At 65.0% G+C, this 13,231-nt stretch carries 13 protein-coding genes and 1 tRNA gene; 10 read left to right on the forward strand and 4 right to left on the reverse strand.

The features are described from left to right. The first annotated feature begins 22 nt into the window (after positions 1-22). The 7 genes from B6V72_RS03645 to B6V72_RS03675 are packed head-to-tail and all read left to right on the forward strand — an operon-like array spanning position 23 to position 5,633. Entirely contained in the window at positions 23-691 is a 669-nt protein-coding gene (locus tag B6V72_RS03645) for an amino acid ABC transporter permease (protein WP_088719475.1), read from the forward strand. 1 nt (position 692) lies between these two features. Then, a complete protein-coding gene (locus B6V72_RS03650; RefSeq protein WP_088734723.1) occupies positions 693-1,349 on the forward strand; it encodes an amino acid ABC transporter permease in 657 nt (218 codons plus the stop codon). Positions 1,350-1,384: 35 nt separating this feature from the next. Then, positions 1,385-2,212, forward strand: coding sequence for a transporter substrate-binding domain-containing protein (locus tag B6V72_RS03655; protein ID WP_088719476.1), 828 nt, complete (start codon positions 1,385-1,387; stop codon positions 2,210-2,212). A 58-nt stretch (positions 2,213-2,270) separates the two neighbouring features. Then, positions 2,271-3,014, forward strand: a complete 744-nt coding sequence (locus B6V72_RS03660; RefSeq protein WP_075773869.1) for an amino acid ABC transporter ATP-binding protein — start codon at positions 2,271-2,273, stop codon at positions 3,012-3,014. Next, positions 3,011-3,961, forward strand: a complete 951-nt coding sequence (locus B6V72_RS03665) for an NAD(P)-dependent oxidoreductase (protein ID WP_088734724.1) — start codon at positions 3,011-3,013, stop codon at positions 3,959-3,961. The genes B6V72_RS03660 and B6V72_RS03665 overlap by 4 nt, the downstream gene beginning before the upstream one ends. A gap of 12 nt (positions 3,962-3,973) precedes the next feature. Further along, entirely contained in the window at positions 3,974-4,912 is a 939-nt protein-coding gene (locus tag B6V72_RS03670; RefSeq protein ID WP_240497677.1) for a sugar kinase, read from the forward strand. After that, positions 4,902-5,633 carry a hypothetical protein gene (locus B6V72_RS03675; protein WP_088734726.1) on the forward strand — a complete coding sequence of 244 codons (732 nt, stop codon included), beginning with the start codon at positions 4,902-4,904 and terminating at the stop codon, positions 5,631-5,633. Before B6V72_RS03670 ends, B6V72_RS03675 begins: the two co-directional genes overlap by 11 nt. 142 nt (positions 5,634-5,775) lie before the next feature. Here the strand turns inward: B6V72_RS03675 and B6V72_RS03680 are convergent. Next, positions 5,776-5,849 (reverse strand) — tRNA-Cys (locus tag B6V72_RS03680). A 194-nt stretch (positions 5,850-6,043) separates the two neighbouring features. Between B6V72_RS03680 and B6V72_RS03685 the strand changes: the two genes are divergently transcribed. The 3 genes from B6V72_RS03685 (at position 6,044) to B6V72_RS03695 (ending at position 9,641) form a co-directional block, all read left to right on the forward strand. Continuing rightward, a complete protein-coding gene (locus B6V72_RS03685) occupies positions 6,044-6,694 on the forward strand; it encodes a protein-L-isoaspartate O-methyltransferase (protein ID WP_088719483.1) in 651 nt (216 codons plus the stop codon). A gap of 133 nt (positions 6,695-6,827) precedes the next feature. Further along, complete coding sequence (locus B6V72_RS03690) at positions 6,828-8,189, forward strand: TolC family outer membrane protein (protein WP_075773872.1); 1,362 nt, start codon at positions 6,828-6,830, stop codon at positions 8,187-8,189. A gap of 144 nt (positions 8,190-8,333) precedes the next feature. Continuing rightward, positions 8,334-9,641 (forward strand): hypothetical protein, encoded by a 1,308-nt coding sequence (locus B6V72_RS03695; protein ID WP_146696164.1) that lies wholly within the window; start codon positions 8,334-8,336, stop codon positions 9,639-9,641. 186 nt (positions 9,642-9,827) lie between these two features. On the opposite strand, the gene B6V72_RS03700 is transcribed toward B6V72_RS03695, so the two are convergent. The 3 genes from B6V72_RS03700 to B6V72_RS03710 form a co-directional block, all read right to left on the reverse strand. Further along, positions 9,828-10,160 (reverse strand): DUF6280 family protein, encoded by a 333-nt coding sequence (locus B6V72_RS03700; RefSeq protein WP_075773874.1) that lies wholly within the window; start codon positions 10,158-10,160, stop codon positions 9,828-9,830. A gap of 398 nt (positions 10,161-10,558) precedes the next feature. After that, a complete protein-coding gene (locus B6V72_RS03705) occupies positions 10,559-11,290 on the reverse strand; it encodes a folate-binding protein YgfZ (protein WP_088734730.1) in 732 nt (243 codons plus the stop codon). A gap of 50 nt (positions 11,291-11,340) precedes the next feature. Next, positions 11,341-13,041 (reverse strand): ABC transporter ATP-binding protein, encoded by a 1,701-nt coding sequence (locus tag B6V72_RS03710; protein ID WP_088719486.1) that lies wholly within the window; start codon positions 13,039-13,041, stop codon positions 11,341-11,343. Between the last annotated feature and the right edge of the window lie 190 nt (positions 13,042-13,231).

Here is a 13,231-nt window from a genome sequence, read left to right on the forward strand (position 1 = left end):
TGGTTACACGCAGGGAGGCGACGTGTATCACTTCAACTTCACGCCCGTATTCGAGAACCTGGACCTACTGCTTTACGGCGCATGGCTGACCATCCGCCTGTCTTTCGCGGCGATGCTTCTGGGACTGATCGTGTCGGTTCTCGGGGCTGCTGCGCGCACCTCGCATTCGAAGGTGCTGCACGCGATCGTCGGCGCCTATGTCGAGATCATCCGCAACACGCCCTTCCTCGTGCAGATCTTCTTTCTGTATTTCGGGCTGCCCGCGATCGGGATTTCTCTCGATCCGAATGTCGCGGCGCTGATCGCTCTGGTGATCAATGTCGGCGCGTACGGGACCGAAATCACCCGCGCCGGGATCGAATCCGTGCCCCATGGCCAGATCGAGGCAGGGCGCGCGCTGGGTCTCGGGCCGATTCAGATTTTCCGCTACGTGATCCTGAAGCCGGCGCTGCGCAACGTCTATCCGGCGATGACGAGCCAGTTCATCTACCTGATGCTGACCTCGTCGGTCGTCTCGACGATCTCCGCGAACGATCTGGCCTCGGTAGGGGCGGATCTGAACGCCAAGACCTTCGCCAGCTTCGAGATCTACCTCGTCGTGACCGCGTTCTACCTCGTTCTCTCGCTGCTGTTCTCGGGCCTCTTCAAACTCGTCCAGAACGCCATTTTCAACTATCCTGCGAGCCGCTGACATGATCCGCCAATTCGGTCCCTCCGACATCCTGTTCATCATCGAGGCCGTGCGCTGGACGCTTCTGCTGTCGGTCATCGCCTTCATCGGCGGCGCAATCGGCGGGCTGTTCGTGGCACTCGCGCGCAGCTCGGGCTCGAAGGCTCTGCGCCGGATCAGCGCCGGGTTCATCCGGATCTTCCAGGGCACCCCGCTCCTGATGCAGCTGTTCCTGTTCTATTTCGGGCTGACCGTGCTGAACCTGCCGATCAACCCGCTGCTGGCGGCGGCGATCGCGCTGACCTTCCATGCCAGCGCCTATCTGGGCGAGATCTGGCGCGGCTCGATCGAGGCGGTGCCGTCGGGGCAGACCGAGGCCGCGACCGCGCTTTCGCTGAGCTATCGCGACCGGATGCAGCATGTGGTTCTGCCGCAGGCGGCGCGGATCGCCGTAGCCCCGACCGTCGGCTTCCTTGTGCAGCTGATCAAGGGCACCTCGCTGACCTCGATCATCGGCTTCACCGAGCTGACGCGCGCCGGTCAGATCGTCAACAACGCGACCTTCGACCCCTTCGTGGTCTTCGGGCTGGTGGCCGCGATCTACTTCATCATCTGCTGGCCGCTGTCGCTTTATGCGCGCCGGCTGGAAGGGCGGATGCGCCTCGCATTCACCCGCTGATTTTTCACCCGCTTCAGGTTTAGGAGGAGTAAAACATGAAGTTTCTCAAGACAGTCGCAACGGCGGCCCTGACGGTCGGCGCATTGATGGCAGGCCACGCGCAAGCCACCACGCTCGATCAGGTCGAGAAGGCCGGCGTGCTCAAGGTCGGCATGCTCGTCGATTTCCCGCCCTTCGGTCTGATGGGCACCAGCGGCAAGCCCGAAGGCTATGACGCGGATACCGCCAAGGCGCTCGCCGACTACCTGGGCACCAAGATCGAGATCGTGCCGGTGACCGGCCCGAACCGTATCCCCTACCTGCTCTCAGGTCAGGTCGATGTGCTGGTCGCCTCGTTGGGCATCACGCCCGAGCGCGCCAAGCGGGTCGATTTCTCGCGCCCCTATGCCGGGATCGAGATTATGGTCTACGGCAAGAAAGAGGAAAAGGTCTCGAAGCCGGCTGATCTGTCTGGTGAATCGGTCGGCGTCGTGCGTGCCTCGACTCAGGACGCGGGCGTGACCAAGGTCGCCCCCGACGACACCACGATCCGCCGCTTCGACGACGACGCGGCCGCAGTGCAGGCACTCCTCTCGGGGCAGGTGCCGCTGATCGGTGTGTCCAACGTCGTGGCCGCGCAGATCGCGAAGGCTGCGCCGGGTCGCTTCGACGAGAAGTTCCCGCTTTCGAGCCAGGTCCAGGGCATCGCGGTCGAGCCGGGCGCAGACAAGCTTCTGGCCAAGATCAACGCGTTCGTCGGCTCCGCAATGAAAGACGGCACGATGGACAAGATCTCGCAGCAGTGGCTGGCGACGGACATCCCCGATTTCGTCCGCAACGGATCGGCCGAGGAAGCCGCGACACCGAAATCGGCCTCGAACTGATCTCACCCCACATCCGGCGCAGCCCCGCGCTGCGCCGGGTCACCCTACAAGGCATCCCATGACACAAGCACAGCAGCCCGCCGTCGAGATGCGCGGCGTCACCAAGTTCTTCGGTGCGTTTCAGGCGCTGAAGTCGATCGATCTGACGGTCGAACAAGGCGAGCGGATCGTGATCTGCGGTCCGTCCGGCTCCGGCAAGTCGACCCTGATCCGCACGCTCAACCAGCTCGAAGAGATTCAGGATGGCACGATCACCGTCGACGGGATCGAGCTGACGGCAGGCGGCGAGAACGTCGCCAAGGTGCGCCGCGAAGTCGGGATGGTCTTCCAGCAATTCAACCTGTTTCCCCACCTGACCGTGCTGCAGAACTGCACGCTCGCGCCACTCAAGACGCGGCGGGCGGACAAGGCCGGGGCGGAGGCGACCGCGCGCAAGTATCTGGAGCGCGTGAAGATCCCCGAGCAGGCGGACAAATTTCCCGCCCAGCTTTCGGGCGGTCAGCAGCAGCGGGTCGCGATTGCGCGGGCGCTCTGCATGGAGCCGCGGATCATGCTGTTCGATGAGCCGACCTCGGCGCTCGATCCCGAGATGGTCAAGGAGGTGCTCGACACGATGATCGACCTCGCCCGTGAAGGCATGACGATGCTCTGCGTGACCCACGAGATGGATTTCGCCCGTGCCGTCGCCGACCGCGTGATCTTCATGGAGCAGGGCGCGATCATCGAAGAGGGGCCGCCGGCAGAGTTCTTCGGCAATCCGAAGTCGGAGCGTCTGCGCAACTTCCTGGGGCAGATCTCATGAGTGATGATGCCAACGCCACCCCGTCGATCCTCGCGTTGATCGAACTGAAGCCCGCCGACATGATGGAAGCGTTCTGTGCCGAGCATCCGGTCACCCGTGACGCCACAGCGCGCGAGGGCATCGAGGTCGTGCTGACCAGCGGCGCGCGCGGCCTCTCCGGCGAGGAGATCGCCGAATTTCCCGACCTGCGTCTGATCGCGGTCAATGGCGTCGGTACCGATGCGGTCGATCTGGATGCGGCGGCCGCGCGCGGCATCCATGTGACGACCACGCCCGACGTGCTGTCGGAAGCGGTGGCCGAGCTGGCGCTGGGTCTCGCTATCTCGGTGCGTCGGCGGATCGGCGAGGGCGAGCGGTTGCTTCGCTCGGGCGGCTGGTCGAACGGGCAGAAACCGCGGCTCGGTCAGGCGCTGACCGGTTGCCGTGCGGGTATTCTCGGCTATGGCCGGATCGGGCGCGCACTGGCGGACATGCTGCGCGCGCTGGGGGTTGATGTGATCTATCATGCCCGCAAGCCCCATGATGACGCCCCCGAGGCATGGCGCCCCGATGCCCGGACGCTGGCCGCCGAAAGTGACGTCCTGTTCGTCACGCTCTCGGCCACGCCTGAGACGCGGTATATTGTCGATGCGCCGGTGTTGGAGGCGCTCGGCTCCGAAGGCACCTTGGTCAATGTCGCGCGCGGCTCGGTCGTCGACAGCGCGGCGCTGGCTGCGGCCTTGCATGGCGGCACGCTCGGCTCCGCCGCGCTTGATGTATTCGAGGTCGAACCTGTCGCGCCCGATGGGGCGGAGGACGGTCTTTTGCGCGCGCCGAACACGCTTTTCACGCCACATATCGCTTCGGCCACGAACGAGGCGCGACGCGCGATGGCGCAGCTGGTGATCGCGAATATCGACGCCTATCTGGCCGGAAGCCCGCTTCCGAGCCCGGTAGGGCCCGCCTGATCGGAGCCTTGCATGCTGGACTTTCTCTGCATCGGCGAGCCTCTCGCCGAGTTCACAAACGACCCTGCAACGCCCGATCTGTTCCACCGCCGGCTTGGGGGCGACACGCTGAATGCGGCGATCTACCTCGCGCGGCTGCGGCCCGATCTGCGGGTGGGCTACCTTTCGCGGCTCGGTTCGGACGGGATGAGCCACTGGATGCGCGATACGATCGCGCAGGAGGGGGTCGAGATCGAGGCAATCGGGTCCGAGGCCGATGGCAGCCCGGGGCTGAGCTTCATCGCCACCGATGCCACGGGCGAGCGCAGCTTTACCTATTGGCGCGATCAGGCGCCGGCGCGCCGGATGTTCGGCGCCGACGGGGAGGAGGTCGCGGCGCTCGGTCAGGCACGCGTCCTTTTGTTCTCGGGCATCACCTTGGCGATCCTTCCCGACACGGCGCGCAGCCGTTTGCTGGCGGAGTTGGACGCGCTGCGCCAGCGCGGGATCACCGTCGCCTATGACACGAATTACCGCCCGCGGCTCTGGCGTGACCGGGCCGAGGCGGCGGAGTGGACCGAGCGCGCCTTGGCAGTGACGAGCCTCGCGCTGCCCTCGCTCGACGATCTCGCGGCGCTCTGGAACGAGACCGACCCCGAGGCGATCATGGCGCGCTGCGAGAAACACGCAGCGGGCGCCATCGTGCTGACGACGGGCGGCGGCGCGGTGCTCGCGCGCGACGCATCGGGGGCGACGCTGCGCGTTGCGCTGCCCGATCCCGTCGCGGCTGTCGACACGACTGCGGCAGGCGACAGTTTCGATGCCGCTCTCCTCTCGGCCCTGCAGCGCGGTAAAACGCTGGAGGCCGCAATTCTCGACGGTGCGCGTCTCGCAAGCCGAGTCGTCCGTCATCCCGGCGCGATCATCCCGCGCGATGCCATGAAAGAAGAGGTTGCACACCATGCAGCGTGACCAGATCGCAAGCGCCGCAGAGGCGCTGGCTGCCGCGAATGACGGCGAGACGCTCGAGGCGCTGACCCCGCTGCCGGTCACGCCGGCGGAAGCCTATGCCGTGCAGGCCGAGAGCCTGCGCCATCTCGGCCCCGTGGGGGGCTGGAAACACGCGCTGCTGGGCGGGCAGGACCTGTCCTGCGCCCCGGTTCTGGGTCGCGCGATCCATCGCTCGGGTGCGACCCTTGCCGTTGCGCCCCATGCGCGGCTCGAACTGGAAATCGCGGTGCGGCTGCGTGCCGATATTTCGCCCGAGGCCAAATCTCACGAGATTCTGGAAGCGATCGGCAGCGTTCATGTCGCCTTCGAAGTGCTCCAGTCGCGCTTCACCACGCTCGAAAAGCAGCCGCCGCTGGCACAGATGGCGGATCGGTTCTCGAACCGGGCGATCGTCATGGGAGATGAGGTGCCCGATTGGCAAACCCGTGACCTCTCGCGCCTGCCGCTTGCGATCGGCGCGCCTGCCGAGCCGCCTGAAATGGCCGCTGGGATGTCACTTTCCGAGATCGTGTCCTTCCTCGGCTTCCTCGCCGAGCGCGCCACCGTGATCGGGCCGGGGCTGCGGGCGGAGCATTGCATCGTCACCGGCGCGCGCATCGGCCCGCAGCCTCTGCCGGTGGGGGTGCAGCTGCACGGGGGGCTCGAAGGCTGTCAGGTTTCGCTGACCACGTGCGCGCTCTGAAAACTCATCGGTTTGACGGAGAGATAGCCGGCCCTGCTTCGAAAGAGGCGGGGCCTTCGTATTCCGCCCTCGCCGCCGCGATCGGGGGCAGGCCCTCTCGAGAGTCGCCCCGTGGGCGAAAACTGAATTTTTCGGGGAAAGGTGGAGGCGAGTACCGGAATCGAACCGGTGTACACGGATTTGCAATCCGCTGCGTCACCACTCCGCCAACTCGCCACCGTGGTGTGGGCGTCAGATACGGTATCGCAGGCGCCCGCGCAAGAGGCGAGTTGCGCCCGAGATGCATTGTGCGCGGGCGCCATCGCCCCTGAGCGCGACGGCAGGTCGGATCCGGCTCTCGCATAACTTGCTCAGGCCCTGCTTCTGTGGCAAAACCGCCCACAAGGGTTTGCTACCGAAGAGTTCTCGACATGCAAGATTTCGCTACGCGCCGCACCGTGATGGTCGACACGCAGGTCCGCCCCAACGACGTGACCAAATTCCCGATCATCGCGGCGATGCTGCATGTGCCGCGCGAGCAATTCGTGCCCGCGGCCAAGCGCGAAGCCGCCTATATCGGGGAAAACCTCGAACTGGCACCGGGCCGGGTTCTGCTCGAGCCGCGCAATTTCGCGAAGATGCTCGACGCGCTCGACATTCAGCCCGACGATCTGGTGCTCGATGTGGGCGCGGGGCTCGGCTATTCCTCCGCGGTGATCGCGCGGATGGCCGAGGCAGTCGTCGCGCTGGAAGACGGGGACATGGCGTCGCAGGCGGAGGCCGCGCTGGCCGAGGCCGGGGCCGACAATGTCGCCGTCGTGACCGGCGCGCTGACCGAGGGTGCGGCGCAGCACGGCCCCTATGACGCAATTCTGATCGAAGGCGCAGTGGAAGCCATTCCGCCCGCGCTGATCGAGCAGCTCAAGGAAGGCGGTCGGATCGCCGCGATTTTCATGGAAGGCGCCCTCGGCATCGCTCGGATCGGCTACAAGATCGACGGAGCGATGAGCTGGCGCGACCTGTTCAATGGCACCGCACCGGTCCTTCCGGGCTTCGTGCAGCCGCGTGAATTCGTGCTCTGAAAGGCACATCGAATAGGCTAGCTGTTTTGCAGGATATGCAATCGAGCGGCGAGCCGATAAACTTAAAGTAATTGCGCCCGGCGGCAGAGGGACTCCTGCATCTGTGGCGATACAGGAAAACGAGGGGCATTCGATGCTGCGCAAGACACTGACATGGACCGCTTTGGTCGCGGCGACCGCCATGGCGCCGATCACGGCCGGGGCCGAGACGCTGGCCGACGCGCTGGTCTCTGCTTATCGCCATTCGAACCTGCTGGAGCAGAACCGTGCTGCGCTGCGGGCCGCGGATGAAGACGTCGCGCAAGCCGTCGCGAATCTGCGCCCGGTCCTGCAATGGACAGCGAGCTACGATTACCTCAATGCCGACGCCACGCGCACGATCTCGCAAAAAGCCTCGACCACGCTCGGCGCGTCGATGACGCTGTTCGATTTCGGCCGTAACAAGCTGAATGTCTCGATGAAGAAAGAGACCGTGCTCGCCACCCGCGAGGGGCTGCGTTCGGTCGAGCAGAACGTGCTTCTGGCAGCGATCCAGGCCTATTCGGACGTGAAGTCGGCCTCCGAGCAGGTTGCGATCAACCAGAATTCCGCGCGCGTCCTGAACGAGGAACTCAAGGCGTCGAACGACCGGTTCGAAGTGGGTGAAGTCACCAAGACCGACGTCTCGCTCGCACAGGCGCAGCTGGCTTCCGCCCGCGCGTCGCTCGCCGCGGCACAGGGCAAGCTGCGTTCCGCGCGCGAGGCCTACAAGGCCGCGACCGGGCACTACCCGAGCAATCTCGCGGCGTTCCCGAAGCGGCCCTCGCTGCCGGGCTCGCTGGATGCCGCACGCGATATCGCCCTACGCAGCCATCCGAGCATCAAGCAACTGCAGCACACTGTTGCGGTTTATGACCTCGGCGTTGATTACGCCCGCGCCAATCGTTTGCCGAAAATCACCGGTTCGCTCGGCCTGAAGCAGGAAGAGCAGGGCATCCAGACCCAGTCCGCCGGGATCGAAATGAGCCAGACGCTCTATTCCGGCGGTGCGCTTCTCTCGGCACAGCGCCAGGCTGTGGCGAACGACCAGTCGGCCCGTGCACAACTCAGCCAGGCCGGCGTGACGGTCGCGCAGAACGTGGCCAATGCCTGGTCGGCGATCGACATCGCGAAGGCGCAGATATCGGCTTATGACCAGCAGATCACCGCAGCGCGTACCGCCTATCAGGGCGTCAAGGAAGAGGCGCTTCTGGGGGCCCGCACCACGCTCGACGTGCTCTCGGCAGAACAGGATCTGCTTGACGCGCAGGCCGGACGGATCGACGCGGCCGCCACGCTGCAGGTAGCTTATTATCAACTTTTGTCCGCTATGGGGCTGTTGACGGTAGAAAACCTGAAGCTTGGAATTCCGACCTATGATCCCGCGGCTTATTACAATGCGGTCCGCACCGCGCCCCTTACGCTCAGCCCGCAGGGCAAGCGTCTGGATCGTGTGCTCAAGGCCATCGGCCAGTAACGACCAACCGGTGTTCCGGCGGGCTCTCAGGGCCCGCCCGCCGCGCCATAGTGGCGCGGGTATCGCAGCCTCCGGGTGTCCCTCGCAGTTTCGGATCCGTCACGGCTGGACAGGCGCGCGTGCGCGCTGCAGGATGGAGTGATTATGGCTGATACCCGACCCAGACCTGAAATCGAAGATGTGCTGGCATCGATCCGGCGACTGGTGTCGCAGGACAGCCCGCGTATGGCCGAGAGTTATCCGGCCTCCAAGGCCGAGCGTGCGGCCCCCGATCCGCTGGTTCTGACGCCCGCGCATCTCGTCTCCGACACGCAGGCGGAGCCGAACGGCGACATCCATGATCTCGAATGGTCCGCGCCGGGAGTGACGCCTGAAGAAGAGGCGGCCGAACCGCAGAATTTCGCGCAGGACCAGCCGGAGAAGGCCGCCGCGCCTGCCGGGGCCGACGCGCCCGCGCCACTGTCCGAGGCACGTCGGAAGCCGCAGAATTTCGAACCCGAATTCGACGATGCCGAGGCCGAGCCCTGGCCGTCGGAGGCGGAACTGCAGCAGGGCGGGTTCGACGATGAACTCAAGCGGCTGGAAGGGTCGCTCGCGCAACTCGAGGCGGAAGTCGCGCGCGATGGCTCAGATTTCGAATCCGAGACAGGCGACAGGTTCGAACCTGCCGGCACTGCACCCCTGACCGAACTTCCCGAGAGCTTCACGCCGGTCTGGTCCCAAGGTGCGGATCCGGAGCAGACTTTTGCCACTGCCGATTGGGAGGACGTGGCCGGGTTTGTCGCGCCGCAATCGCCGGATCAGTTTGGGGCCGCGGACGAAGGTATCACAGAGCCGCTCCCGGCAGAGGATGCCGACGCGCCTGCCGAAACCGATCCCTTGGCCGGGCTTGATTTCGCAGGGGCCGACACAGACGAAGGGGAGCCGGAAGACGTTCATCCCGGCGAAACGCCGATCGGGGCTGACGCCCTCTTGGGCTTCGATGTCCCGCCGGGAGCTGAGACACCGGAGGAGGCGCCTTCGACACAGGATTGGGAAGATCTTGCACCGGAACCGGACGCGGGTGGCGCTGCCGCGCCGGAGGCGACAACCGCGCCACCGACCGATTCCGCACCGCCACGCCGCCTGCATCTCAGCGATGCCGGGGCGCGCATCCCGGAGCCGGAGCCACGTATGTCGAGCTATGCCGAATTGCGTGCGACGCTGGAAGAGGATTCCGAAGCCGACGAGATCGCCGCGCTCGAGGCTGAACTCGCGTCGACGCCGGACCAACCCGAAGCGCCGCTGCATCCGGCGGTGCAATCGATGAACGAAACCCAACTTCGTCAGATCGTCTCGGCGATGCTGCGCGAAGAGTTGCAAGGCGCACTTGGCGCGAAGATCACACGTAATCTGCGCAAGATGGTGCGCCGCGAAGTGCAGCGCGCGCTGATGAGCCGCGATCTGGACTGACTCGCGCCATCGCCAAGACAGCCGGGGCAGGGGCGACGATCGCGCGCTGTTTGCCCCCGCGAACATGCGCTTCAGCCCCCGATTGCGGTAATCTCGGCGCAAAGCTGCCCTTGAAAATTCAAAACGGCGCGCCCTGAGGGACGCGCCGTTTTGGGTACTCAACTGTCGCCGTGGCGCCTGACAGGATCAGGCCGCTTCGGCCTCGTGCTCATCCGAGATCGCGGCGAGGCGGCGTTCGCTTTCTTCGCGCGACAGCGCGACCGACGTACGGACACCCTTGCCGACGAATTCCATCAAACCCCGGACGACGCGCTCGTTCGGATCGATGCCGGCGCAGGACAGAACTTCACGGCCATCGCGCGAGCGTGCCCAGCGGGCGATCTGCTCGGGGCCATTGCCGTATTTCTTGTCATCTGCAATCGCATCGTCCAAGGCCGCGAGGACCACAGCGGCGAACAGTTTGCGGGCTCGTTGGCCCTGCTCGTAATTGAAGGCCGAGCCGTCAACGAAATCGCGCATTCTTCCGTCCTTTGTTATTGCTCTTGCGTTTCCTGGCGTGAGGGCCATCTAGGCCTTTCGGCCCCCGATTCGATATGGCTTGGGTCACATGGCAGCTATGCGCTTAACGCATGGCACCTTTGCCCGTTTCCAAAACCTGGTCCTTCGCGAAGGGTCGCATTGAACGCGAATTAAGCGCGGGCGCCCGAAATTCAAGGGCTGTCATTCGCGAAGCGCGAAACCCGTATCGCATCAAGAGCCGGTTAATATTCTGTAAACATTACAAGTTTACGGGATGGGCGCAGCGAAAAAACCTTTGGTGCCCCAGGTGCGGCCGATCGTCGTTTCCTCTGCGTCACGATGTTCCGCAAATCTCCGCCGTGGGGCTTGCGCTTTTCGAAACAGTTGATCCGCGGCGGTCATAAATAAGTGACCACGGCCTCGCCAGCCGACAACTCGCCATCGGCGCGCCCGAAGCGCAGATAGGCGATCGCGCGATCGCCCGAACGCGTGAAAAGACGCCCCACGCTGCGATCTTCGGAGGTAATCTCGGTACCCGGTTCCGCGGACCCTTCGACACCTACGGTGACGAAGCCTTTGCGCAGCTCCGTTTTGTGCTTCATCCGCGCCGTGACCTCTTGCCCGACATAGCAGCCCTTGCGGAAATCGACGCCATTTAGCTGAGCGAACCCGGCTTCGAGGATGAAAGTGTCGGGGGTCAGTTCGATACCGGTCTCGGGGATGCAATGCTCGACCCGGATCGCATCCCAATCGGTGCCGTCATCGCCCGCCTCGTCGCCGTAAAGCCGCCAGCCCATGTCGGGATGGCGTGGATCGGTCAGCGCGCCTTCGGGTGCCGGACCTGTGCCGCGGTAGACCTTCAGATCCGAGGGCGCGATCGCGACGTCGGCGCGGAGCTTGTACATGCCCAGTCGTTTGATCGTCGCCTCGGCGATGCTTTCGTCGATATCGATGACGATCGCGTCGCCTCGCGCTAGCAAGAAGAAATCGGCAAGGTATTTTCCCTGCGGCGTCAGCAGGGCGGTATAGACCAGCCCGTCTTTCACGTGGCGCACGTCGTTCGTCACCAGCCCTTGCAGGAAGTGCTCGCGATCCGTGCCAGTGATCTCGTAGAGAATGCGCTCGGCCATGGAGGTCTCCTTTCCCCGCCCATGTAGGCAGCCGGGGCGGGAATGCCAACTCAATCGAGAAGCTGCATCCGGCACAGCCCCGCATAGGGCCCGTTCTTGGCCAGCAGTTCGTCATGCGTGCCCTGTTCGACGACCTGACCTTCAACCACCACGACGATCTTGTCGGCGTTGCGCACGGTCGACAGGCGGTGGGCGATGACCAGCGTCGTGCGGCCCTCGCTGAGCTCCGAGAGCGCCTGCGCCACCTTTGCCTCGGAGACCGTGTCGAGCGCCGAGGTCGCCTCGTCGAGCAGCAGGATCGGCGCGTCGCGCAGCACGGCGCGCGCAATCGCGACCCTTTGCCGTTGTCCGCCCGAGAGCGCCGAGCCGCGCGGGCCTGCGCCGGTATTGATGCCGTTCTGCAGAAGGTCTGTGAACTCGGTCACGTGCGCGGCTTCGAGCGCGGTCTGGATATGGTCGGGATCGACCTCCTGCCGGCCGAGCAGGACGTTCTCGCGGATCGTCTCGTCGAAGAGAGCCGAGTCCTGCGACACGGTCGAAAAATGCTGGCGCAGTTCGGCAAGGCCGAGATCGCTCAGCGGCGTGCCGCCCAGAGTGATGCGCCCGCTATCGGGATCGACGAGCCGGGTCAGCAGGTTGAACACGGTGGTCTTGCCCGCGCCCGAAGGGCCGACGAGTGCGGTGGTCTGGCCGGGCTCCGCCACGAAGCTGAGGCCGCGCAGGACATGCTTGTCGCCGTAATGCAGATGTACGCCGTCGAACTCGATCCGCGTGGTCTCGGGCAGGGCGGCGGGGTGCGCGGGCGAGGTGATCGACGGTTCGGTATCGAACAGGCGATAGATCCGCTCGAGGCTCGCCGCCGCCGTCTGCCAAGAGCCCGCCGAATTCGCGAGGCGGCGAAGCGGCTGGAAGGCCAGCGCCATTGCGGTGAAGAAGGACATGAAATCGCCGACCGAACGCTCGCCCGCCATGATTTCCTGACCGCCGAGGATCAGTACCAAGAAGAAGCCAAGTCCGGTGATGATGTCGATCATCGCGGGCACCAGCCCCGAGATGAAGGTGGTCTTGATCTGCGCGATGCGGACCTCGTCCACCAGCCGCGCGAAGCGCCCCGCTTGATAGTCCTCGATCCCGTTGAGCTTCACCGCAGCGATACCGTGGAACACCTCGTCGAGCCGGGTCGCGCGGTCGGAAGAGCTTTCGCGCATCTGCCGGGTTTTGCGGCGGATGTAGCGCTGCGCCATCGCGACCGGCAGGATCAGAAGCGGCGCGCCGATCACGGCGCCCATGGTCCAGCCCGGATCGATGGCGACCGCAACGGCGAACAGCGAGATAAGCGAGACCGCATCGCGCCCGGTGCTGGAAATGAAGATCTTCCAGACGTTCTGCACTGCGCTCGTATCGCCTTGCACCCGTTCGATCAGCGCGCCGGGCGGGTTGGCCTGGTAGAAGCGCTGGTCGAGCCGCAGCATGTGGCGGAACAGATCGGTCTGCATGTCGCTCGACGTGCGCAGCGAGACGCTGGTCATCACCGTGCGCGAGGCCACCGAAGTCGTCGCCCGGACCACGAACAGCCCGAAGATCGCGGCGCCGACCCACCAGATCAACTCGCTCTCGCCCTGCACGAAGACCTTGTCGAAGAGCGGTTTGAGCATCCAGCTCAGTGCGCCCAGCGTTGAGCCTTCGATCATCAGAAGGACCATCGACACCCCGATCATCGGCCAGTGCTTGCGCAGATAATCGCGCCACATCCGGCCGGCGAGGTGTTTCGACGTGTAAGGGTTTGCAGTCTTGGCCACGAGGCACCATGCGATAGGCGCGCCTCTCGAGCGCGCGGTTAAGTCCGTGAATTACCGCGAGACGGGGCCTGCGTGCAAGCCGGGCGCGAGATTGACGCCGCGCGCGGGCGGCATTACCGATTATTCGTTGTGCCAGACGGAG

The organism is Thioclava sp. F34-6 (assembly GCF_002213235.1).
Classification (GTDB): domain Bacteria; phylum Pseudomonadota; class Alphaproteobacteria; order Rhodobacterales; family Rhodobacteraceae; genus Thioclava; species Thioclava nitratireducens.